The following is a 22,695-nucleotide window of genomic DNA, read 5'->3' as shown; positions in this document are numbered from 1 at the left end:
TGTCATGAAAACGCTTGGCAAGGGAGTAGTTTCAGCAGCTTTGGGCCTCGCGGCCTTCGGATTGATGCTGTTTCTGCCGGCGTGGACGTTCCACTACTGGCAGGCATGGGCCTTCCTGGCCGTATTCGCCCTCTCGACGTGGATCCCGAGCACCTACTTGCTTCGGACGAACCCGGCCGCACTTGAGCGCCGCCTGCGCGCGGGACCCTTTGCCGAGACCAGGATGCTGCAGAAGATCATCATCTCCGTCCTCTTATTCTCGTTCGCGGCAATGATGGTGGTCAGCGCCCTCGATCATCGCTTCGGCTGGTCGTCGGTGCCGACGACGGTCTGCCTGCTCGGTGATGTTCTGGTGGCGCTCGGACTTGGGCTGGCGATGCTGGTCATCATCCAGAACAGTTACGCGGCCGCCAACATCACCGTCGAGCCGGAGCAGAAGCTGGTCACCACCGGGCTGTACGGCCTGGTCCGGCACCCGATGTATGTCGGCAACGTGATCTTGATGCTGGGCATACCGCTCGCCTTGGGGTCGTATTGGGGACTTCTCTTCCTCATCCCGGGACTGGCTGCTCTTGTCTTGCGCATCCGCGACGAAGAACAGGTCCTTGAACACGAATTAGCCGGATATGACGAATACCGCCAAAAGGTGCACTACCGCTTGGTGCCCTTTGTCTGGTAGTCCGATCTACCCCGGCGCGCGCTAAGGTATTGGGCATGCCCCGACAACCGGTGCCTGCACTGGACCGGCCATGGCGCCGCTCCGGCGCGGTCCGTTATGCACTGTCCCGGCTGCGCGGCATCGCCAAGCCACCGATCACCGTCACCGATCCCCCTGCCGACATCGTCGTCGACCGCGACGTCGAAATCCGAATGCGCGATGGAACCCTATTGCGGGCCAATCTCTTTCGCAGTGCCGATGACGTTGGCCATCCGGTCGTGTTGAGTATCCACCCGTACGGCAAGGACAAGTTGCCGACTCGGCGGGGTAAGCGGTGGACCTACTCGCGGCAATATCGCATTCTGCGCCAGCAGGATCCGGCCACCTTCTCGGCGCTGACCGGCTGGGAGGCTCCGGACCCGGCCTGGTGGGTGGCGCAGGGCTTCGCGGTGGTCAACGCCGACCTGCCCGGTTGCGGTCACTCCGGGGGCACCGCCCAGTTGCTGTCGCAGCAGGAATGCCAAGACACCTACGACGTCGTGCAGTGGGCGGCCGGCCAGCCGTGGAGCGACGGACGGGTGGTCATGCTCGGGGTGTCATATTTGGCGATCACCCAATACCGCGCTGCAGTCGCCGGGACTGCGGGCCATCTGCCCGTGGGAGGTTTCACCGACATTTACCCGGATCTGGCGTTTCGCGGCGGTATTCGAGAAAAGGGCTTTACCCGGATCTGGGCGCTGGGAATACGTCGCACCACCCGGCAGGCGTACGACATCCTGCGGATGCAGGATGCCCACCCGCTGCGTGATGAGTTCTGGAGCTCGCTGGTGCCCGATCTGTCGGCGATCCGGGTGCCGATGCTGGTCTGCGGCAGCTTCTCCGACAACAACTTGCACAGCCGCGGTTCCATCCGCGCGTTCACCCACGGTGGCTCCTCACACGCTCGGCTGTACACCCATCGCGGCGGCAAGTGGTCGACCTTCTACTCCGGACCCGCGCGCGCCGAACAACTAGCGTTCATCCGCGCCGCCCTGGACGGCGCACGCGACGCCCGTAGCGTTCGGCTCGAGGTGCGCGAAGACCGTGACACCGTCACAGCGGTCTGCGAAGAGAGCGAGTGGCCGCTGGCGCGCACCCGCTGGCGGCCACTGTATCTCGCCGGGCCTGGCATGTTAGCGACCCAGCAGGCGTTGACGCCGGGACGCATCACCTTCAAAACCCGTTCCCGCGCCGCGGCGTTCAGCTGGACAGTTCCCGACGATATCGAGCTGACCGGCCCCACGGCCGCACGGCTGTGGCTCGAATTGCACGGTTGCAACGACGTGAACCTGTTCGTCGGACTGGAGAAGTGGCGCAATGGACGGTTCGTCGGATTCGAAGGGTCATACGGCTACGGCCGCGACCGGGTGACCAGCGGGTGGCAGCGCGTGTGGCTGCGCGCACCGGATCCCGGGCTGTCGCAGCCATGGGAGCCGGTCCCGGCGGGCACCGAGCCGCAGCCGCTGCGCGCCGGCGAAGTGGTCGCGGTCGATGTGGCGCTCGGTCCGTCGGCGACGCTGTTCCGCGCCGGAGAGCAGCTACGACTGCTCATCGCCGGCCGCTGGTTGTCGCCGCGCAACCCATTCACCGGCCAGTTCCCGGCCGACTACCCTCGATCACCGCGCGGTCGCGTCACCCTGCACTGGGGCCCTGGCTGCAACGCCCATCTGCTGGTGCCCGAAATCCCGGCCTAGCTGGCCGGCGGTGCTAAATCCAGACACCTTTGCCCACCGCGACCACGCCACCGGCGCTGACGGCGAACCGTTCACGATCCTTCTCCAGGTCTACCCCGACCATCTCCCCCGGTCCGACCACCACGTTCTTATCTAAGATCGCGTGGCGCACCACCGCGCCGCGGCCCACCCGGGTTCCCGGCATGATCACGCTGCCCTCCACGATCGCACCATCGTCGACGACCACGTTCGACGACAGCACCGAGTTGCGCACCGAGGCCGCCGAGATGATGCTGCCGGCGCCGACGACCGACTCCTGAGCCGACCCACCGTTGACGAACTTGGCCGGTGCCAGATTCTCCATCGCACCGCGGATCGGCCAGCGCTTGTTGTAGAGGTTGAATACCGGGTGCACCGACACCAGATCCATGTGGGCGTCGTAGAACGCGTCCAGGGTACCGACGTCACGCCAGTAACCGCGGTCGCGGTCGGTGGCGCCGGGCACCTCGTTATCGGCGAAGTCGTAGACCGCGGCCAACCCGTCGGCAACCAGTCGGGGAATGATGTCACCGCCCATATCGTGGTCGGAGCGGTCATCCTCGGCGTCGGCGCGGATGGCATCGATCAGCACCTTGGTGGTGAAGATGTAGTTGCCCATCGAGACAAACGTGAACTCTGGATTGTCCGGGGTGCCAGGGGGATCTGTCGGCTTCTCGACAAAGCTGCGGATGCGCCCGGACTCGTCGGCGTCGAGACAACCGAACGCGCTCGCCTGCGCGCGCGGCACCCGAATTCCGGCCACCGTCGCCCCCGCCCCGCTTTCGATGTGGAACCGCACCATTTGCTCGGGGTCCATGCGGTACACGTGATCGGCCCCGAACACCACCACGTAGTCCGGGTCTTCGTCGTAGATCAGATTGAGCGATTGGTAGATCGCGTCAGCCGAGCCGGTGTACCAGCGTGGGCCGAGGCGCTGCTGGGCCGGCACCGGTGTGATGTACTCGCCGGCCAGACCGGACAGCCGCCAGTTCTGCGAGATGTGGCGGTCCAGCGAGTGCGACTTGTATTGGGTCAGCACACAGATTCTCAGGTATCGGGCGTTGACCAGATTCGACAGCACGAAGTCGATCAGCCGGTAGGCGCCGCCGAAGGGAACCGCGGGCTTGGCCCGGTCTGCGGTCAGCGGATAGAGTCTTTTGCCCTCCCCACCGGCCAGGACAATGCCCAGCACATGTGGCGATTCCCGCATAAACACAAACCTATCGGCAGCCGGGAACCGCTGCCAGGGCAATCGGGCGATTGATCGCCGTGCTGACGGCCCGCCGGCGGGCCAGTCGGCGACCCCCGCTCCGGCAAACCGGCGGGGCGGCAGTGTTTGATTTTTCGGTGGACTATAGGCACCCGACGCCGCGGCGCGGTGGGGTGTGCGGCGCCCCACCCTTCAGCGACCTGTTCAGCGCCCTTTAGCGTTCCGGTATGCGGGTGGCGATGATGACCCGGGAGTACCCCCCGGATGTCTACGGCGGCGCCGGGGTGCACGTCACCGAGTTGGTCGCGCACCTGCGCGACCTGTGCGTGGTAGACGTGCACTGTATCGGTGTGCCCCGTCCGGGTGCCGTCGCACATCAGCCCGACCCGCGGCTGAAAGACGCGAATCCCGCCCTGTCGGCGTTATCGGCCGACCTGCTGATGGCTGAGGCCGCCGCCGCGGCCAGCGTGGTGCATTCGCACACCTGGTACACCGGACTGGCCGGGTACCTGGCTGCGTTGCTTCACCAGATTCCGCACGTGGTGACCACGCATTCGCTCGAGCCCCTAAGACCATGGAAAGCCGAGCAACTCGGCGCCGGCTACCAGGTGTCTTTGTGGGTGGAGCGCAGCTCAGTAACGACCGCCGACGCCGTGATCGCGGTGAGCTCCCGGATGCGCGAAGACTTGCTTAGTGTCTACCCCACCCTGGAGCCGAGCCGAGTGTATGTCATCAAAAACGGGATTGACACCGACCTGTGGTACCCCGCCCCGCCCGGCCCGAGCCAGTCGATTCTGGCCGACCTCGGGGTCGATCCGAACCGGCCCATCGTCGCGTTCGTCGGGCGGATAACTCGGCAGAAAGGCGTCACGCATCTGATCGCAGCCGCCCACCGGTTCCGCCCCGACGCACAGCTGGTGCTGTGTGCCGGAGCGCCTGACACACCGCAGATCGCTGCCGAAGTCACTGCCGCAGTAGCCGAACTGGCCCGCTCTCGCACCGGCGTGTTCTGGGTCCGCGAGATGCTGCCGCTCCCGAAAATCCGCGAGATCCTCTCGGCGGCAACAGTTTCGGTATGCCCCTCGGTGTATGAGCCATTCGGGATCGTCAACCTGGAGGCGATGGCCTGCGCCACGGCGGTAGTGGCCTCCGACGTCGGCGGGATACCGGAGGTGGTCGCCGACGGCGTCACCGGTTCGCTGGTGCATTATGACGCCGAGGACCCGGTCGGCTACCAGACCGGGTTGGCCGATGCGGTCAACGCCCTACTAGCCGACACCGGCGCAGCCGAACGCTACGGACGAGCCGGGCGCCGCCGCTGCATTGAGGAGTTCTCCTGGACGCGCGTCGCCGAGCAGACGTTGGCCGTCTACCAGAAGGTGTGCGGGTAGCACCACCGTCCCGCGGACCCCGCGAGACCGTGCCGTTAGCTGGTGACGCTTTTGAGTTCCTCACCCAATGCGGCGGCCTCGTCGGGTGTCAGCTCGACGACGAGTCGACCGCCGCCCTCGAGTGGTACTCGCATCACGATGCCGCGCCCCTCCTTGGTCGCTTCCAGAGGACCGTCACCGGTCCGGGGCTTCATCGCCGCCATCGAGTGCTCCCTCCACGTTGGCCCGTCGTCACGAGTCCTGCCGGTGCCGGGCATGCCCCGCCGTACCCATACCCGACGCTGAACTGCCAATTCACACCTCTATTGTTCACTATTGGGGTCGGCTGGTGCATCCGGCCCTGCTTTGGTGAGTCTCACCGCGCCGGCGGTACCCAGCAGGTGCGAACGTGGTCGTCGACCATCCCGGTCGCCTGCATCAAAGCGTAAGCCGTGGTGGGCCCTACAAACCGGAACCCGCGCCGTTTGAGCTCACGTGCCATGGCCGTGGATTCTGCAGTGGCTGAGGGGATTTCCGACGGGTTAGCGGGTCGGGGACGCGGGGGCGGACGGAATGACCAGAGCAGCTGGGAAAGGTCGATGTCGGCGGCGGCGCGCGCGTTGGCGATGGTCGCTTCGATCTTGGCCCGGTTGCGGATGATCCCGTCGTCGGCCATCAGGCGGTCCACATCGGTGTCGCTATAGCGGGCGACCGCCTCGATGTCAAACCCGGAGAAGGCACGCCGGAAGTTTTCTCGTTTGCGCAAAATGAGCAGCCACGACAGCCCGCTCTGGAAGGCCTCCAGGCTCATCCGTTCGAACAATGCCGTCCGGGCGCGCACCGGGCGGCCCCACTCGTGGTCGTGGTAGCTGCGATACAGCTCGCGGTCCGCTCCCCATCCGGCATCGGCCCAGCCGCAGCGAACCAGCCCGTCCTCGCCCGGCACAGTCACCGCGCTACCTGGTCGTTTCCGGCCTGGTCGCCCACGGCGTTCACGTCGTTGGGGGGAAGCGAGGCGTTGGGGGGAAGTGCGGCCACCTGAGCCGCTGCCAGCTGGCTGCGCAGCAGATCCAGCTCGCGACCCAGCCGGTCCAGCACCCAATCGACCTCACTGGTCTTGTACCCGCGTAGCACCTGGGTGAACTTGACTGCGTCGACATCGGCGCGGGTAACACCCGACGCCGGCAGCATCGTCGCGGTCGTCGCACGCGGAAGAGGCGGCAGCTCTTCGCCACGGCCGAACAGCAGACTGGCGGCGCCGAACAGCACGATTGCCACCAGCACCAGCATCCCCAGGTATAGCAACACCAACGCCACGCCATCGATATTGCCTCACGGCGCGCCGGCTGGTGTCAGCGCGACCGCAGGGCATTCATCGGCGGGCGGTCCGCCAGCGAGACCGGCCAGGTGCGAGACGTGAAGCCGTCGTCGTCGACGAAGAACTGGGTCAGACCCACCCCGGAGTCTGGGATTCCGCATCGGGAGAGCAGGGTCGCGATAACCTGCCGGCTCATCGCGCCAAGTTCAGTCAGCGGCCGGTTGCGGTGCGCCCGGACGCCGAGGTTGACCTGCGCGATCGCGTCCAGCCCCAACCGGTCGTAGGTGTCGATCAAAAGGCCGATCTCCACCCCGTAGCCGGGGGCGAAGGGCACCGAGGTGAGCAGCTCGCGGGTGGCCGCGTACTCACCGCCTAAGGGCTGCAGCACGCACCCCAGCTCGGGCCGCAAAGCAGCCAGCAGCGGGCGCGCCACCAGCTCGGTGACGCGTCCGCCGCCGGTTGCGCTCTTGCTGCCGCTGCTGTCGCCGACAATCAACGGCCGCCGGTAGAAGCTCTTGACCAGGTGGATGCCGTCGCCGGTCAGCAGCGGGCCCACCAGCCACGGCACAAACATCGGGTGCGGATTGATCAGGTCGGAGTCGATGAACACCACGATGTCGCCGCTGGTAACCGCCAACGACCGCCACAACGCCTCACCCTTGCCCGGACGCGGGCTGATCTCGGGCAGGGCCTGTTCCCGGCTGACGAAGCGGGCACCGGCGGCGACGGCCCGGATCTCGGTGGCGTCGGTGGAGCCCGAGTCCAGCACGATCAGCTCATCGACAAGCCCACCGACCAATGGCGAAATACTGTCAATGACCGCACCGATGGTTTCCTGCTCGTTGAGAGCGGGCAGCACAACCGAGATCGTTCGCCCGGCTTTGGCGGCCTCCAGCTCCCCAGTCGTCCAGGCCGGACGGCTCCAACTGCGATCGGATAGCCAGGTGTCCCCGGGCAGCCCTGCGAGGGTGTCCATCCCGGTCAGCTCCGAGGCCGTCACGCCAGGCCCCTGACCGTGCGCGCCGGCGGGCGGTTCCCGCGGATGGAGGCCACCATCTCGAGCACCCGCCGAGTCGGGGTTACCTGATGAACCCGAAACATCCGGGCTCCGGCGGCGGCCGCAAGCGCGGTAGCCGCCAGTGTTCCCTCCAGCCGTTCAGTGAGGTCCACGCCCAGAGTCTCCCCGACGAAGTCCTTATTGCTCAAAGCCATCAGCACCGGCCACCCGGTCTTCACCAGATCGTCCACGTGACGCAAGAGCGCCAGCCCGTGGAAGGTGTTCTTGCCGAAATCGTGAGTCGGGTCGATCAGCACGCGATCCCGCGCTACCCCTGCGGCCACCGCCCGGTCGGCGGCCGCGGTCAGGTCACGAACAACGTCGTCCACCACGGCGCGAGTCGTAATGCCGTAACTCACCCGAAAGGGGCGGGTGCGCGGCGTCGCACCACCGGTGTGGGAGCACACCACACCGGCCCCGAACTCGGCGGCCACCGCGACCAGATCCGGGTCAACCCCGCCCCAGGTGTCGTTGATCAGGTCGGCACCCGCCTGGCACGCCTTCTGGGCCACTGCCGAGCGCCAGGTGTCGACACTGATCAGTTGGTCCGGGTAGGCGTCGCGCAACCATTCGATGAACGGCACCACCCGGGCGATCTCGGTCTCGGCGTCGACGCCCTGACCCGGCCCGGCCTTGACCCCACCGACGTCTATGACGTCGGCACCCTCGGCGATCGCCCGGTGGGCGGCGGTCTTGGCAGCATCGTCGTTGAAGGTGGCACCCCGGTCGTAAAAGGAGTCCGGGGTGCGGTTGACGATGGCCATGATCAGGGGGCGGTCCGCGGCGACCGGGCGCCCGCACAAGGTGGAGTGCACGCGTCTATGGTGCCCGGTCGACGCGCTCAGGTGGGGCTCAGGCCGCAGGTCCGCGCCCTCAACCCGGCTGGTTGACCCCGGGGGGCGCCTCGGTGGGCGGCGCAAAAACCCAGTTATCCGGATTTCGCTGGGAGTACACCACCGGCAGTAGCTGGCCGACCCGCGGCCACTGATCGACGTTGACCGCCATGCGCTCATATACGGCATGCTCGTTGACGGTAGGTCCGTTGATGACGCCGCTTATTGTGACGTATTGCTCACCCGTAGCGTCCGGTCGCGGGCTGACACCGGTGACCAGCAGCGTGCCAGGCACGGCATCGGCGCGCGGGCCGCGGCGGATGAACCGCGGCGCCAGTAACACCGCCATTGTCGCGATGAGCAGCAGCAGCACGCCGACTTCCCACATGCTGCCATGGTAGGACGGCGCGCTTGACTCCCGCCGCCGACGACCGCCGACGATAATGCCGCGCAGCCGGCATTGAGGAGTGGCGCACATGACCCCAGCAGCCGATCTGGCGCTCGCGTTGACCCTGGCCAACCATGCGGACGCGGTGACCCTTAGCCGGTTCGGCGCGGTTGACCTGCATGTCGACACCAAACCGGACCTGACGCCGGTCACCGACGCCGATCAGGCGGTCGAATCCGAGCTGCGCGCGCGCCTTGGCCAGCATCGTGCCGGCGATCACGTGGTCGGCGAAGAGTTCGGCGGGGTGACGAAGTTGACCGGACGGCAGTGGATCATCGACCCGATTGACGGCACGAAGAATTTCGTGCGGGGAGTGCCGGTGTGGGCCAGTTTGATCGCGTTGCTCGACGACGGTGTGCCGTGCGTTGGTGTCGTCAGCGCACCCGCGTTGCAACGACGCTGGTGGGCGGCGCGCGGCCTGGGTGCGTTCGCGACGGTCGGCGGCTCGCCGCCCCGTCGACTGTCGGTGTCCGCGGTAGCCGAGCTGGATTCGGCGAGCCTGTCATTCTCCAGCCTGTCCGGATGGATGCGGCGCGGTCTGGGCGACGCGTTTATCGATCTCACCGAGGCGGTCTGGCGGGTGCGCGGCTACGGTGACTTCTGGTCTTACTGCCTAGTGGCCGAGGGAGCTGTCGACATCGCCGCCGAGCCCGAGGTGTCGGTGTGGGACCTGGCGGCGCTGGACATCCTGGTGCGCGAGGCGGGCGGGAGGTTCACCAGCTTGGACGGCGCCCCCGGGCCGCACGGCGGCAGCGCTGTGGCCACCAACGGTCTCTTGCACGACCGGGTGCTGGCCAGGCTGGCCGCCGGGTAGCCTGGGCCCGGGAAGCACGTCATGAGCCGCGACGATCCGTTTACCATCGTCACCAAGCACTGGCACCGCCTCGACGACGGCCGCATTCAGTGCGACGTGTGCCCGCGGGCGTGTAAGCTGCACGAGGGCCAGCGCGGCCTGTGTTTCGTGCGCGCCCGCATCGACGATCAGATTGTGCTCACCAGCTACGGGCGCTCCAGCGGGTTATGCGTCGACCCGATCGAGAAAAAACCGCTCAATCACTTCCTGCCGGGCTCGGCGGTGCTGTCGTTTGGTACCGCGGGCTGCAATTTGGCATGCCGGTTCTGTCAGAACTGGGACATCTCCAAATCCCGCGAAGTCGATACCCTTGCCAGCCGGGCCACACCCGCGGACATCGCCGCAGCGGCGGACGAATTGGGTTGTCGCAGTGTTGCTTTCACCTATAACGATCCGACGATCTTTTGGGAATACGCAGCCGACGTCGCGGATGCCTGCCATCAGCGGGGCATCAGGGCGGTGGCGGTGACCGCGGGCTATATGTGTCCGCAACCGCGCGCGGAATTCTACCGGCATATCGACGCCGCCAACATCGATCTCAAGGCGTTCACCGAAGACTTCTACCGGCGGTTCTGTGCCGGACACCTGAACGACGTCCTGGACACCCTGGTGTATCTCCGCCACGAAACCGAGGTGTGGTTCGAAATCACCACGCTGCTGATCCCGGGCCACAACGACAGCGACGCCGAGATTGCCGCCGAATGCCGCTGGATCCGGGAACACCTGGGCGTCGACGTGCCGCTGCACTTCACCGCCTTCCATCCCGATTACAAGATGAGGGACACCCCACCCACTCCCCCGGGGACGCTGACTCGCGCCCGCAGCATCGGCATCGGCGAAGGCCTGCGCTTCGTCTACACCGGTAACGTCCACGACACCGAGGGCGGCACGACGACATGCCCGGGATGCGGAGCGGCGGTTGTGGTTCGCGACTGGTACGCGATGCGCCGCTACGCCTTGACCGATGACGGCCACTGCCAGGCTTGCGGCTGGCGGCTAGCGGGCATCTACGACGGGCCGGCCGGGCAGTGGGGCCGGCGACGAGTGCCGCTGCTGACCAGCCTGTCGGCCATGTGAAGTAAATAACTCGACCGCACTATCTTACTCCAGAGTAAGATAGCGTTGTCCGGATAGCCACCACAACCGCGCTGCAACAAGAGGCGGCACACCATGACCAACACCGTCCCCGCTACCAACGGCTCCCGCGCCCGGCGCAAGCCCACCGGCCGCGAAACCGCCATCGGGGAGCAGAAACACAAACGGACCGGGATCGACGTCGCGCTCGGACTGCTGACCCCGATCGTCGGCCAGGAGTTCCTCGACAAATACCACCTGCGCGATCCGCTGAACCGGACCCTGCGCTACGGGGTCAAAACCGGCTTTTCCGTCGCCGGTGCCACCACCCGTCAGTTCAAGCGGGTCCAGGGCCTGCGCGGCCCCTCCCGGCTGGGCGCCCGCGGTGCTAGGGGCACCGATTACTTCGACCTGACCCCCGACGACGACCAGAAACTCATCCTGGAAACCGTCGAGCAATTCGCTCGGGAGGTCGTGCGCCCGGCGGCCCACGACGCCGACGAGGCCGCGGCCTATCCTCGCGATCTGACCGCCAAGGCAGCCGAGCTCGGCATCACCGCGCTCAACGTCCCCGAAGACCTCGACGGCATCGCGGCGCAGCGTTGCAACGTGACCAACGTGCTGGTGGCCGAGGCGCTGGCGTACGGCGACATGGGCCTGGCGTTGCCGATCCTGGCCCCCGGGGGTGTCGCGGCGGCACTCACCTATTGGGGCAGCGCCGACCAGCAGGCCACCTATCTGAAAGAGTTCACCGGGAAGAACGTGCCGCCGGCCTGCGTGGCCATCGCGGAACCGCACCCGCTGTTCGACCCGACCACTCTGCGGACCATCGCGGTGCGCACGCCCAGCGGCTATCGGCTGGAAGGGGTCAAGTCCTTGGTGCCGGCGGCCGCCGACGCCGAGCTGTTCATCGTCGGCGCGCAATTCCACGGGAAACCGACACTGTTTATCGTCGAATCCTCGGCCGCGGGCCTGACCGTCAAGCCCGATCCGAGCATGGGCCTCCGCGCCGCGGCGCTGGGTCGGATCGAGTTGGACAAGGTGTCGGTCCCGCTGAGCGCCCGCCTGGGCGGAGACGATATTGCGCCCGCGGATTCCGCCCGCAGTTATTCCGAGGCGATCGCGTTATGCCGATTGGGCTGGGCCGCTCTCGCGGTCGGCACCTCGCATGCGGTGCTCGATTATGTCGTGCCCTATGTGAAGGAACGCGAGGCCTTCGGGGAACCAATCGCCCACCGGCAGTCCGTGGCATTCATGTGCGCCAACATCGCCATCGAGCTCGACGGGCTGCGGCTGGTCACGTGGCGCGGCGCGGCCCGGGCCGAGCAGGGGCTGCCGTTCGGCCGGGAGGCGGCACTGGCCAAACGGCTCGGCGCCGACAAGGGCATGCAAATCGGCCTGGATGGTGTGCAACTGCTGGGCGGGCACGGCTACACCAAAGAGCACCCGGTCGAACGCTGGTATCGCGATCTGCGGGCCATTGGGGTCGCCGAGGGCGTACTGGTGATCTAATTACCGTGCTTCGCAACCGAAAGACTAACTATGGCAATCAATCTGGAACTACCCCGCAAGCTTTTGGCGGTGATCGATAAAGCCCATCAAGGTGCGGCGGAGATGATGCGGCCGATCGCCCGCAAATATGACCTAAACGAGCACGCCTACCCGGTTGAGCTAGACACCCTGGCCAACCTGTTCATGGGCGCCGCCGAGTCCAATGCGTTGGGGCTCACCGGCGCCGAGGCGTTTCGCAACGGTGAGGGCAAGGACGGAAACCGCAACGGTGCCAATATGGCAGCGGTGTTGCAGACCATCGAGGCCAGCTGGGGTGACGCCGCGATGATGCTGTCGATGCCCTATCAGGGTCTGGGCAACGCGGCGATCTCCGCGGTGGCCACCGAGGAGCAGCAGAAACGGCTGGGCAGAGTTTGGGCGGCCATGGCCATCACCGAGCCAGGCTTCGGGTCCGATTCTGCCGCTGTGTCCACCACCGCCACGCTCGACGGTGACGAATACGTGATCAACGGTGAAAAGATCTTCGTTACTGCGGGTTCGCGGGCTAGCCACATCGTGGTATGGGCGACACTGGACAAATCCAAGGGCCGCCCGGCGATCAAGCCGTTCATCGTGCCCCGCCAGCATCCCGGTGTCACCGTCGAGCGCCTCGAGAAGAAGCTCGGCATCAGGGGCTCCGACACCGCGGCCATCCGCTTCGACAACGTCCGCATCCCCAAAGACAACCTGCTCGGCAACCCCGAAATCGAGCCGGGTAAAGGGTTTGCCGGGGTGATGGAAACCTTCGACAACACCCGCCCAATCGTCGCGGCTATGGCGATCGGCGTCGCACGCGCCGCGCTGGAGGAACTGCGGAAGATTCTGACCGGTGCCGGGGTGGAGATTTCCTACGACAAGCCCTGGTACGCCCAAAGCGCCGCAGCGGCCGAGTTCTTGCGCATGGAAGCCGACTGGGAGGCCAGTTACCTGCTGACGTTGCGCGCAGCGTGGCAGGCCGACAACAACATTCCCAACTCTAAAGAAGCCTCGATGAGCAAGGCCAAGGCCGGCCGGGTGGCCAGCGATATCACCCTGAAAGCTGTCGAACTGGCCGGCAGCACAGGTTATTCGGAGCAGACGCTGTTGGAGAAATGGGCGCGCGACTCCAAGATCATGGACATCTTCGAGGGGACCCAGCAGATCCAGCAGCTGGTGGTCGCCCGCCGACTGCTAGGCCTGTCGTCCTCCGAGTTGAAGTAGCTTGCGGCGCACCCGCCACCCCTGCGGGTGCATCCCGGGCGGCTAGGGTCCACTCATGGAGAACTTTCAGGCACTGATGGCACGCCAAGAAGACGACCGGATTACCACCGCGGTCGAGACGCTGACACCCGCCGACCTGCCGCCGGGCGAGGTGACGGTCCGGGTGCTTTATTCCAGCGTCAACTTCAAAGACGCGCTGGCCCTGACGCCGGGGGGCGGGGTGGTACGCAACTACCCGGTTGTGCCGGGAATCGACCTCACCGGTGAGGTCGTGGAGTCGCAGTCACCCGACTTTGCCGTCGGCGACACCGTTCTCGCCCATGGATACGACATCGGCACCGCTCGCCACGGCGGCTACGCCGAGTACGCCCGGCTGCCGGCCGACCAGGTGGTCCCGCTGGGCGCTCTCAGTGCTCACGACGGTGCGGCCATCGGCACCGCGGGTTTTACCGCCGCGATGAGCGTACAGGCGCTCATCGACTGGGGGGTCACGCCGGGTGCCGGCCCGGTCGTGGTGACGGGTGCCAGCGGCGGCGTAGGCTCTATCAGCGTCGATCTGCTCGCCGCCGCCGGCTATCAGGTAGTGGCGTCCACCGGCAAGCCCGGGTTCGCGGAACGACTGAAACAGCTTGGCGCCACAGAGGTTATCGGTCGGTTGCCGGCCGACCCTACCGCCAAACCGCGCCCGCTGGCCAAGGCCCGCTGGGCGGGAGCGGTGGACTGTGTCGGCGGTGCGACGCTGGCCGATGTGCTCAGCTCCGTCAACTACCGTGGCGCAGTGGCCTGCAGCGGCCTCACCGGCGGTGCAGCACTGCACACCACCGTGATGCCGTTCATCCTGCGCGGCATCGCGCTGCTGGGTATGGACTCGGTCAATATGCCCATCGGCCCGCGCCGGGACCTATGGCAACGCCTCGGCGATTCCCTGCGACCGCGTCATCTCGCGGCGATCACCACCGATGTCGACCTCAAAGACGTGGTGAGCGTGGTCGATCAGGTGCGTGCCGGGGCCTTCTCGGGTCGTGCGGTGGTGCGGGTTGCCGGCGGCTTGTGACGAGGACCGCCACCCTGCCGCGATCCTCGACGCGGCCCGAACCATCGTCGGGCGATCGTCGGGCAGTAGCATCTGCAGGGTGCCCGCTTCCACCGGTAGCTTGAGGATCCTCGTCTACAGCGACAACGCCAGAACACGCGAACAGGTGATCCTCGCGCTGGGCAAACACCTGCACCCGGACCTGCCAGAGTTGAGCTACGTCGAAGTAGCAACAGCGCCGATGGTGTTACGGCACATGGACAGCGGCGGGATCGACCTGGCCATCCTCGACGGGGAGGCGACACCGACCGGGGGGATAGGACTTGCCAAGCAGCTCAAAGACGAGATCGCGGAGTGTCCGCCGATCGTGCTGCTCATCGGGCGCAAAGACGATGCGTGGCTGGCCAGCTGGTCGCGGGCGGAGGCCGCCGTCCCGCACCCCGTCGACCCCCTCGTGCTGAGCCGCACGGTGCTCGGATTGCTGCGCACCCCGGTGCGGTAGGCAGCGAATTTCCCTGCCCCCCGATCGTTCGCGGTCCTTCGAGCCGTGGTCGGTGGTCGGCTGCTGCCCCGGTTTTAGTCCCGGCGAGCAACCCGAGCACCCGGCGCTCCGCCTTCGCCGATGTGTGGCCGAGCTCATAGCCGGGCCCGTGAGCAGAGCGATATCCACCATCGCTAGGCTGTGCTTGACCTTAAAGCGGCAAAGAACGACGTCGAGGGAGCGGCTGCACAGGATGAACGCCTACACACCCATCCTGGTGCTGGGGGGGATCGCTGCGGTGTTCGCGGTGTTCTCGGTGATCGTGGCCACCGTGGTGGGCCCGTCCCGGTATAACCGGTCGAAGCTGGAAGCCTACGAGTGCGGGATCGAGCCCGTCGACCGGTCGGTCAGCGGCGCGCACGCGGCGGGTCAGCGTTTTCCGGTGAAGTATTACCTGACCGCGATGTTGTTCATTATCTTCGACATTGAAATCGTGTTCCTGTATCCATGGGCGGTCAGCTACGACGCGTTAGGCGTGTTCGCGCTCGGGGAGATGGCGGTGTTCCTGCTCACTGTGTTCGTGGCCTACGCATACGTGTGGCGCCGCGGCGGCCTGACGTGGGATTGAGGTAGGACGTGGGTTTGGAAGAGAAACTGCCAAGCGGTTTCCTGCTTTCCACCGTTGAAACGCTGGCCGGGTATTTCCGTAAGAACTCGTTGTGGCCGGCGACGTTCGGGCTGGCTTGTTGCGCGATCGAGATGATGTCCACCGCCGCGCCCCGCTTTGATATCGCACGGTTTGGCATGGAACGTTTCTCGGCCTCCCCCCGGCAGGCGGACCTGATGATCGTGGCCGGGCGGGTCAGCCAGAAGATGGCACCGGTGCTGCGGCAAATCTACGACCAGATGGCCGAGCCTAAATGGGTGCTGGCGATGGGGGTGTGCGCGTCCTCGGGCGGAATGTTCAACAACTACGCGATCGTGCAGGGGGTCGACCATGTGGTTCCGGTGGACATTTACCTGCCCGGATGCCCACCGCGGCCGGAAATGCTGCTGTATGCGATCCTCAAGCTGCACGAGAAGATTGCCGAAATGCCCCTCGGTGTCGACCGGGAGCGGGCTATTGCCGAGGCCGAGCAGGCGGCGCTGGCGGCCAGGCCGACCATCGAGATGCACGGATTGTTGCGATGAGCGCGGCGGAGCACACCCCACGGCCGGCAACCAGCCCGTTGGACCACGAAGGGCAGGAAGTGATCGACGTCCGGCGTGGCATGTTCGGGGTCACCGACAGCGGTGACACGTCGGGCTACGGGCGGCTGATCCGTCAGGTCGCGCTTCCCGGCAGCAGCCCGCGACCCTACGGCGGTTACTTCGACGAGGTGGTCGACCTGCTGGCCCAGGCACTCAAGCAATGTGGTGTGGAATTCGCCGACGCCATCGAGAAAGTCGTGGTGTACCGGGAGGAACTAACGGTACATGTCCGCCGCGAGTTTCTGCCGCAGGTCGCCCGGCTGCTGCGCGACGAGCCGGGGCTGCGCTTTGAACTGTGCCTGGGTGTGAGCGGGGTGCATTATCCGCACGAGACCGGCCGCGAATTGCACGCCGTGTATCCTTTCAAATCGATCACACACAACCGCCGCATCCGGCTGGAAGTGTCTGTGCCCGACAGCGATCCGCATATCCCGTCACTGTTTTCGATTTATCCCACCAATGACTGGCACGAGCGGGAGACCTACGACTTTTTCGGCATCATCTTTGACGGCCACCCGTCTTTGACCCGCATCGAGATGCCCGATGACTGGGAGGGGCACCCACAGCGCAAGGATTACCCGCTCGGTGGTATTCCGGTGCAGTACAAGGGTGCCCAGGTTCCCCCGCCCGACCAGCGAAGGGCCTACAGCTGATGGACCAACCCACCAGCGGCCAGCACAGCGGGCAGGACACCGCCGACACCGTGCTAAACGTCGGCGGCCAAGACTGGGACCAGGTCATCGAAGCGGCCCGCGGAGTGGATCCGGGTGAGCGCATCGTGGTCAACATGGGGCCGCAGCACCCGTCCACCCACGGGGTGCTGCGGCTGATCCTCGAGCTCGAAGGCGAGACGGTCACCCAGGCCCGATGCGGTATCGGATACCTGCACACCGGGATCGAGAAAAACCTCGAATACCGCTACTGGGCCCATGGCGTGACCTTCGTGACGCGGATGGATTACTTGTCGCCGTTTTTCAACGAAACCGCCTACTGCCTGGGTGTGGAGAAACTACTGGGCATTACCGATCAGATTCCTGAGCGGGCCAACGTCATCCGGGTGCTGCTCATGGAGCTCAACCGGATCTCCTCGCACCTGGTCGCGATCGCCACCGGCGGCATGGAGCTGGGCGCCATGTCGGCGATGTTCTATGGATTTCGGGAACGTGAGCTGATCCTGAACATCTTCGAGTCGATCACCGGCCTGCGGATGAACCACAACTTCATCCGGCCCGGCGGTGTGGCGCAGGATTTGCCGCCCGACGCGATCCCCCAAATCCGTGACCTGCTCAAGCTCCTGCCGCACCGGCTGCGCGACATCGACGAGCTGCTCAACGAAAATGACATCTGGAAGGCCCGCACCCGCGGCGTTGGCTATCTGGATTTAACCGGGTGCATGGCGTTGGGTATCACCGGCCCCATTTTGCGCTCCACCGGGCTGCCCTACGATGTGCGCCGCGCCGATCCTTACTGCGGGTACCAGAACTACGAATTCGACGTGATCACCGATGACGGTTGTGATGCCTACGGCCGCTACATGATTCGTATCAAAGAGATGAAGGAGTCGTTGAAGATCATCGAGCAGTGCCTGGACAAGCTGCGGCCCGGCCCCGTGATGATCGAAGACCGCAAAGTCGGTTGGCCCGCGGATCTGGCGCTGGGGCCGGACGGCCTGGGCAATTCGCCGCAACACATCGCCCACATCATGGGCCACTCGATGGAGGGCTTGATTCACCACTTCAAGCTGGTCACCGAGGGGATGCGGGTGCCCGCCGGGGAGGTCTATGTCACTGTGGAGTCGCCCCGGGGTGAACTCGGCGTGCACATGGTCTCCGATGGCGGCACCCGACCTTACCGGGTGCACTTCCGGGATCCGTCGTTCACCAATCTGCAGGCGGTCGCCGCGATGTGCGAGGGCGGCATGGTCGCCGACGTCATCACCGCGGTGGCCAGCATCGACCCGGTGATGGGTGGGGTGGACCGGTGAGCGCCCCCAACACCGGCGCCGGTGAGCAACGGGTCCTCATTCGGCTCGGCCGCCCGCCCGAGGAGCCCGGCCAATTCACTGCTGCCGGCGCCCCCCGGGCGTATCCGCCGGAGGTTCACGCCCGGCTGCAGACCGACGCCAAAGAGATCATCGGGCGCTACCCGCGGGCCCGCTCGGCGATCTTGCCGCTGCTGCACCTGGTGCAAGCCGAGGACTCCTACCTGACGCCGGCGGGTTTAGCGTTTTGCGCCGAGCAGCTGGGGTTGACCGCGGCCGAGGTGGCCGCGGTGGCCAGCTTTTACACCATGTACCGTCGCGAACCCACCGGGGACTACCTGGTGGGGGTGTGCACCAACACGCTGTGCGCGATCATGGGCGGTGACGCCATCTTCGAGGCGCTGGTCAACCACCTGGGGGTGCGCAACGAGGAAACCACCCCCGACGGCAAGATCACCTTGCAGCACCTGGAGTGCAACGCCGCCTGCGACTACGCGCCGGTGGTGATGGTCAACTGGGAATTCTTCGACAACCAGACACCGGAATCCGCGCGTGAACTCGTTGATTTGCTGCGCGCGGGCACGCCGCCCCGGCCCACCCGCGGAGCGCCGCTGTGCCCCTTCCGCCAGGCCCAGCGCATCCTGGCCGGTTTTCCCGACGATCGGCCCGACGACGGCCAGGGCGGCCCGGGGGACGCCACGCTGGCCGGCCTGCGGGTGGCCCGCCGTTACGGTATGCAGGCGCCGACCCCGCCCGCCCCGGCGGGGGAGGACGGCCGGTGATGGCCGCCCCGACCGCCCGGGCGACACCGCTGACCCCGGTGTTGAGCCGCTACTGGGACGATCCGCAGTCGTGGACGATGCAGACCTACCGGCGCCACGACGGGTATGTGGCGCTGCAGAGGGCCCTCGACATGGATCCCGACGCGGTCATCGCGCTGGTCAAGGATGCCGGGCTGCGCGGCCGGGGCGGCGCCGGGTTTTCCACCGGCACCAAGTGGTCGTTTATCCCCCAAGATTCCGCCGGGGCGGGCGCTAAACCCCACTACCTCGTCGTCAACGCCGACGAATCCGAGCCCGGAACGTGCAAGGACATGCCGTTGCTGCTGGCGACCCCGCACGTGCTGATCGAAGGCATCATCATCTGCTGCTATGCGATCCGGGCCAACCACGCCTTCATCTATATCCGTGGTGAGGTGCTGCCGGTGTTGCGCCGGCTGCACACCGCCGTGGCCGAGGCCTACGCGGCGGGGTTTTTGGGGCGCAACATTTGCGGCTCCGGCTTCGATCTGGATGTTGTGGTGCACGCCGGCGCCGGTGCGTACATCTGCGGTGAGGAGACCGCGCTGCTTGACTCGCTGGAAGGCTTTCGCGGTCAGCCGCGGCTGCGCCCCCCGTTCCCGGCGGTGTCCGGGCTCTATGGTTGCCCCACGGTGGTCAACAACGTCGAGTCCATCGCCAGTGTGCCGCCGATCATCTTGGGGGGGGTGGACTGGTTCCGGTCGATGGGCAGTGAGAAGTCCCCGGGTTTCACGTTGTATTCGCTGTCCGGGCATGTCACCCGTCCCGGCCAGTACGAGGCCCCGTTGGGCATCACCTTGCGGGAGCTTTTGGACTACGCCGGTGGGGTGCGCAGCGGGCACCGATTGAAGTTTTGGACACCGGGTGGCTCGTCGACGCCGATCCTCACCGAAGAGCACCTCGATGTGCCGCTGGATTACGAGAACGTCGCGGCTGCCGGCTCGATGCTGGGAACCAAAGCCCTGCAGGTTTTCGACGAGACGACCTGCGTGGTGCGCGCGGCCCGCCGCTGGTCGGAGTTCTACAAACACGAGTCCTGCGGCAAATGCACCCCCTGCCGCGAGGGCACCTACTGGCTGTCCCCGATCTATGAGCGCCTGGAAACCGGCAGGGGCACCTATGAGGATCTGGACACCCTGCTCGACATCGCCGATGTCTTGTTCGGAAAATCGTTTTGCGCGTTAGGCGATGGTGCGGCCATGCCGGTGGTGTCTTCGCTGAAATACTTTCGCGACGAGTACGTCGCGCACATCGAGCAGGGCCGCTGCCCGTTTGACCCGCACGCGAGCATCTTCAACCCGAAGGGAGGCCAGCCGTGACGGCGGCGGCGAATTCTCGCATCGACGGCGGTGTCGCTGAGCCGCAGCTGGTGACGTTCACCATCGACGACCACAAGCTCACGGTTCCCAAGGGCACGTTGGTGATTCGCGCCGCGGAGCTGATCGGTGTGGAGATACCCCGGTTTTGCGATCATCCGCTGCTGGACCCGGCGGGTGCCTGCCGGCAATGCCTGGTCGAGATCGAGGGCCAACGCAAGCCGATGACCTCGTGCACCGTGGTGGCAACCGAGGGGATGGTGGTGCGCACCCAGGTGACCTCACCAACCGCTGACACCGCTCAGCACCTGGTGATGGAGCTGCTGCTGATCAACCATCCGCTGGATTGCCCGGTATGCGACAAGGGCGGGGAATGCCCGCTGCAAAACCAGGCCATGACCAACGGCCGCCCGGAGAGCCGTTTCCGGGACCACAAGCGACGGTTCCCCAAGCCGATCCACATCTCCTCGCAGGTGCTGTTGGACCGCGAGCGCTGCATCTCTTGTGTGCGCTGCACCCGGTTTTCCGACCAGATCGCCGGCGATAAATTCATCGACGTGCTCGAGCGGGGTTGGCGCCAACAGATCGGTATCGGTGCCGACGAGCCGTTTCAGTCCTATTTTTCGGGCAATACCGTGCAGATCTGCCCGGTCGGTGCGCTCACCGGCGCCGCCTACCGCTTCCGCGCCCGCCCCTTTGACCTGGTCTCTAGCCCCGGGGTGTGCGAGCACTGCGCGTCGGGATGCGCCCAGCGCACCGACCACCGGCGCGGAACGGTGCTGCGGCGCCTGGCCGCCGATGATCCCGAGGTCAACGAGGAGTGGAACTGTGACAAGGGCCGGTGGGCGTTCACCTACGCCACCCAGCCCGACCGGATCCCCACTCCGCTGATCCGTGACGCGACCGGAACGCTGGTCCCCACCGCGTGGCCGAACGCGCTGGCGGCCGCTGCCCAGGGGCTGGCGGCGGCGCGGGGGCGCGCGGGTGTGCTGGTGGGCGGGCGAGTGACCTGGGAGGATGCCTACGCCTACAGCAAATTCGCGCGGATCGCCCTGAACAGCAATGACATCGACTTTCGGGCCCGCCCGCACTCGGCCGAGGAGGCGGAGTTTCTGGCCGCCCGCGTCGCCGCCACACCGCTGGGGGTGACCTACCGCGGCCTGGAATCCGCGCCGGTGGTGTTGCTGGTGGCGTTCGAACCCGAAGACGAGTCGCCGATCGTCTTCCTGCGGTTACGCAAAGCCGCACGCAAGCACGGCACCCGGATCTACGCGCTGGCGCCGTTGGCCAGCCGCGGGCTGCAGAAAATGTGGGGCCGGCTGATCGCCACCGCACCCGGCGATGAGGCGGCGGCCCTGGGCGGGTTGCCCGGCGAAATCGTCGCCCTGCTGCGCCGGCCCGGTGCGGTGATCATGCTCGGGGAGCGCCTGGCGACGGTGCCCGGCGGCTTCTCGGCGGCCACCCGGCTGGCCGGGGCCACCGGAGCCTCGCTGGCCTGGGTGCCCCGGCGCGCGGGGGAACGCGGGGCGGTGGACGCCGGCGCGCTGCCGACGCTGCTTCCCGGTGGGCGCCCGGTGGTCGACGACACCGCCCGCTCCCAGCTGTGCGAGGCCTGGAATGTCGAGGCGTTGCCGTCCGCCGTGGGGCGAGACACCGCCGCGATTTTGGCGGCCGCCGCCGAGGGGACGCTGGGCGCCCTGCTGGTCGGCGGTGTGGAGCCGGCGGACCTGCCCGACCCCGACGCGGCGCTGGCCGCCGTGGACGCCGCCGGCTTCGTGGTCAGCCTGGAGGTGCGCCACAGCGCCGTCACCGAACGCGCCGACGTGGTGCTGCCCGTGGCCGCGGTGGCCGAAAAATCGGGAACCTTCCTCAACTGGGAGGGACGGCACCGCGGTTTCGGCGTCGCCCTGCACGACGGCGCGCTGTCGGCCCCCCAGCCCGATCTGCGGGTGCTCGACGCGCTGGCCGAGGAAATGGGCGTGGTGTTGGGATTGCCCACCGTCGCCGCCGCCCGCGAGGAACTGGCGGGCTTGGGCAGCTGGGACGGCGCGCGCGCCGCGGACCCCGACGTGCCGGCCGCGGGCCCACCCCGACCCGGCCCGGGTGAGGCGGTGCTGGCGGGCTGGCGGATGCTGCTCGATGACGGCCGTCTGCAAGACGGTGAACCCTATCTGGCCGGCACCGCGCGAGCGCCGGTGGCGCGGCTTTCGGCCGACACCGCGGCCGAGATCGGTGCCGCTGACGGTGAACCGGTCACGGTCAGCACAACGCGCGGCTCGATCTGCCTGCCGCTGGCCCTCACCGACATGCCCGACCGCGTGGTCTGGTTGCCGCTGAACTCGCCGGGTTCGCACGTGCACCGGCAGCTGGGCGTCACCGTGGGCTCACTCGTGCGCATCGGGGTGCCCGGCGACGATGCAGAGCGCAGCGATGAGGTGGGGGCACCTCCCGCTTGCGGGGGAGAGCGGCGCCCATGACGAGCGTCGGCGACGATGCAGAGCGCAGCGATG

22 protein-coding genes and 1 pseudogene are annotated in these 22,695 nt (G+C 66.7%); 16 read left to right on the top strand and 7 right to left on the bottom strand.

The genetic code is table 11. The features are described from left to right. Positions 1-4: 4 nt before the first annotated feature. A complete protein-coding gene (locus QJR12_RS14735) occupies positions 5-679 on the top strand; it encodes an isoprenylcysteine carboxylmethyltransferase family protein (RefSeq protein WP_300583731.1) in 675 nt (224 codons plus the stop codon). A gap of 35 nt (positions 680-714) precedes the next feature. Then, a complete protein-coding gene (locus QJR12_RS14730) occupies positions 715-2,391 on the top strand; it encodes a CocE/NonD family hydrolase (protein ID WP_300583728.1) in 1,677 nt (558 codons plus the stop codon). A 13-nt stretch (positions 2,392-2,404) separates the two neighbouring features. On the opposite strand, the gene glgC is transcribed toward QJR12_RS14730, so the two are convergent. Further along, complete coding sequence (gene glgC / locus QJR12_RS14725; RefSeq protein WP_300583726.1) at positions 2,405-3,619, bottom strand: glucose-1-phosphate adenylyltransferase; 1,215 nt, start codon at positions 3,617-3,619, stop codon at positions 2,405-2,407. Positions 3,620-3,846: 227 nt separating this feature from the next. Here glgC and glgA point away from each other — a divergent pair, with 227 nt between their 5' ends. Beyond that, complete coding sequence (gene glgA, locus QJR12_RS14720; RefSeq protein ID WP_300583723.1) at positions 3,847-5,010, top strand: glycogen synthase; 1,164 nt, start codon at positions 3,847-3,849, stop codon at positions 5,008-5,010. Positions 5,011-5,045: 35 nt separating this feature from the next. Here glgA and QJR12_RS14715 read toward each other — a convergent pair whose 3' ends face one another. The 6 genes from QJR12_RS14715 to QJR12_RS14690 all read right to left on the bottom strand — a co-directional run bounded on the left by QJR12_RS14715 (position 5,046) and on the right by QJR12_RS14690 (position 8,585). Next, the gene (locus tag QJR12_RS14715) at positions 5,046-5,213 is read right to left on the bottom strand and encodes a DUF3117 domain-containing protein (RefSeq protein WP_213440112.1); all 168 of its coding nucleotides are present in this window, start codon (positions 5,211-5,213) and stop codon (positions 5,046-5,048) included. Between the two features lie 152 nt (positions 5,214-5,365). Beyond that, the gene (gene tag / locus QJR12_RS14710; RefSeq protein ID WP_300583791.1) at positions 5,366-5,935 is read right to left on the bottom strand and encodes a DNA-3-methyladenine glycosylase I; all 570 of its coding nucleotides are present in this window, start codon (positions 5,933-5,935) and stop codon (positions 5,366-5,368) included. 2 nt (positions 5,936-5,937) lie between these two features. Beyond that, complete coding sequence (locus tag QJR12_RS14705) at positions 5,938-6,306, bottom strand: DivIVA domain-containing protein (RefSeq protein WP_300583717.1); 369 nt, start codon at positions 6,304-6,306, stop codon at positions 5,938-5,940. A gap of 35 nt (positions 6,307-6,341) precedes the next feature. Next, entirely contained in the window at positions 6,342-7,283 is a 942-nt protein-coding gene (locus QJR12_RS14700; RefSeq protein WP_300583788.1) for a glucosyl-3-phosphoglycerate synthase, read from the bottom strand. Positions 7,284-7,303: 20 nt separating this feature from the next. Beyond that, positions 7,304-8,128 (bottom strand): dihydropteroate synthase, encoded by an 825-nt coding sequence (folP, locus tag QJR12_RS14695; protein WP_300583785.1) that lies wholly within the window; start codon positions 8,126-8,128, stop codon positions 7,304-7,306. Between the two features lie 109 nt (positions 8,129-8,237). Continuing rightward, entirely contained in the window at positions 8,238-8,585 is a 348-nt protein-coding gene (locus QJR12_RS14690; protein WP_300583715.1) for a hypothetical protein, read from the bottom strand. Between the two features lie 88 nt (positions 8,586-8,673). Here QJR12_RS14690 and hisN point away from each other — a divergent pair, with 88 nt between their 5' ends. From hisN to QJR12_RS14625, 13 genes and pseudogenes are all read left to right on the top strand, one after another. Next, complete coding sequence (hisN, locus tag QJR12_RS14685; RefSeq protein ID WP_300583712.1) at positions 8,674-9,459, top strand: histidinol-phosphatase; 786 nt, start codon at positions 8,674-8,676, stop codon at positions 9,457-9,459. 21 nt (positions 9,460-9,480) lie between these two features. Beyond that, entirely contained in the window at positions 9,481-10,575 is a 1,095-nt protein-coding gene (gene amrS, locus QJR12_RS14680) for an AmmeMemoRadiSam system radical SAM enzyme (protein WP_300583710.1), read from the top strand. 93 nt (positions 10,576-10,668) lie between these two features. Continuing rightward, positions 10,669-12,084 (top strand): acyl-CoA dehydrogenase family protein, encoded by a 1,416-nt coding sequence (locus QJR12_RS14675; protein ID WP_300583708.1) that lies wholly within the window; start codon positions 10,669-10,671, stop codon positions 12,082-12,084. A gap of 30 nt (positions 12,085-12,114) precedes the next feature. Further along, on the top strand, positions 12,115-13,323 hold the full coding sequence (locus QJR12_RS14670) for an acyl-CoA dehydrogenase family protein (RefSeq protein WP_300583705.1): 1,209 nt from the start codon (positions 12,115-12,117) through the stop codon (positions 13,321-13,323). 55 nt (positions 13,324-13,378) lie between these two features. Continuing rightward, positions 13,379-14,377, top strand: coding sequence for an oxidoreductase (locus QJR12_RS14665; RefSeq protein WP_300583702.1), 999 nt, complete (start codon positions 13,379-13,381; stop codon positions 14,375-14,377). Positions 14,378-14,456: 79 nt separating this feature from the next. Then, complete coding sequence (locus QJR12_RS14660) at positions 14,457-14,858, top strand: hypothetical protein (protein WP_300583700.1); 402 nt, start codon at positions 14,457-14,459, stop codon at positions 14,856-14,858. A 232-nt stretch (positions 14,859-15,090) separates the two neighbouring features. Next, entirely contained in the window at positions 15,091-15,465 is a 375-nt protein-coding gene (locus QJR12_RS14655) for an NADH-quinone oxidoreductase subunit A (protein WP_300583699.1), read from the top strand. Positions 15,466-15,473: 8 nt separating this feature from the next. Further along, positions 15,474-16,028, top strand: coding sequence for an NADH-quinone oxidoreductase subunit B (locus QJR12_RS14650; RefSeq protein WP_300583696.1), 555 nt, complete (start codon positions 15,474-15,476; stop codon positions 16,026-16,028). Further along, on the top strand, positions 16,025-16,741 hold the full coding sequence (locus QJR12_RS14645) for an NADH-quinone oxidoreductase subunit C (protein ID WP_300583693.1): 717 nt from the start codon (positions 16,025-16,027) through the stop codon (positions 16,739-16,741). The genes QJR12_RS14650 and QJR12_RS14645 overlap by 4 nt, the downstream gene beginning before the upstream one ends. Further along, entirely contained in the window at positions 16,741-18,072 is a 1,332-nt protein-coding gene (gene nuoD, locus QJR12_RS14640) for an NADH dehydrogenase (quinone) subunit D (protein WP_300583689.1), read from the top strand. Before QJR12_RS14645 ends, nuoD begins: the two co-directional genes overlap by 1 nt. Beyond that, positions 18,069-18,851 (top strand): NADH-quinone oxidoreductase subunit NuoE, encoded by a 783-nt coding sequence (gene nuoE, locus QJR12_RS14635; protein ID WP_300583686.1) that lies wholly within the window; start codon positions 18,069-18,071, stop codon positions 18,849-18,851. Before nuoD ends, nuoE begins: the two co-directional genes overlap by 4 nt. Continuing rightward, the gene (nuoF, locus tag QJR12_RS14630; RefSeq protein ID WP_300583683.1) at positions 18,851-20,188 is read left to right on the top strand and encodes an NADH-quinone oxidoreductase subunit NuoF; all 1,338 of its coding nucleotides are present in this window, start codon (positions 18,851-18,853) and stop codon (positions 20,186-20,188) included. Before nuoE ends, nuoF begins: the two co-directional genes overlap by 1 nt. Continuing rightward, positions 20,185-22,587 (top strand): annotated as a pseudogene (locus QJR12_RS14625) (NADH-quinone oxidoreductase subunit G); the annotation flags it as partial. The gene nuoF and the pseudogene QJR12_RS14625, both read left to right, overlap by 4 nt. Positions 22,588-22,695: the final 108 nt, after the last annotated feature.

Origin of the sequence: Mycobacterium sp., assembly GCF_029961025.1 — a bacterium.
Taxonomy (GTDB): Bacteria; Actinomycetota; Actinomycetes; order Mycobacteriales; family Mycobacteriaceae; genus Mycobacterium.
Note: the sequence above shows the minus strand (reverse complement) of the source record. Positions and strands in the feature narration are given on the sequence as shown.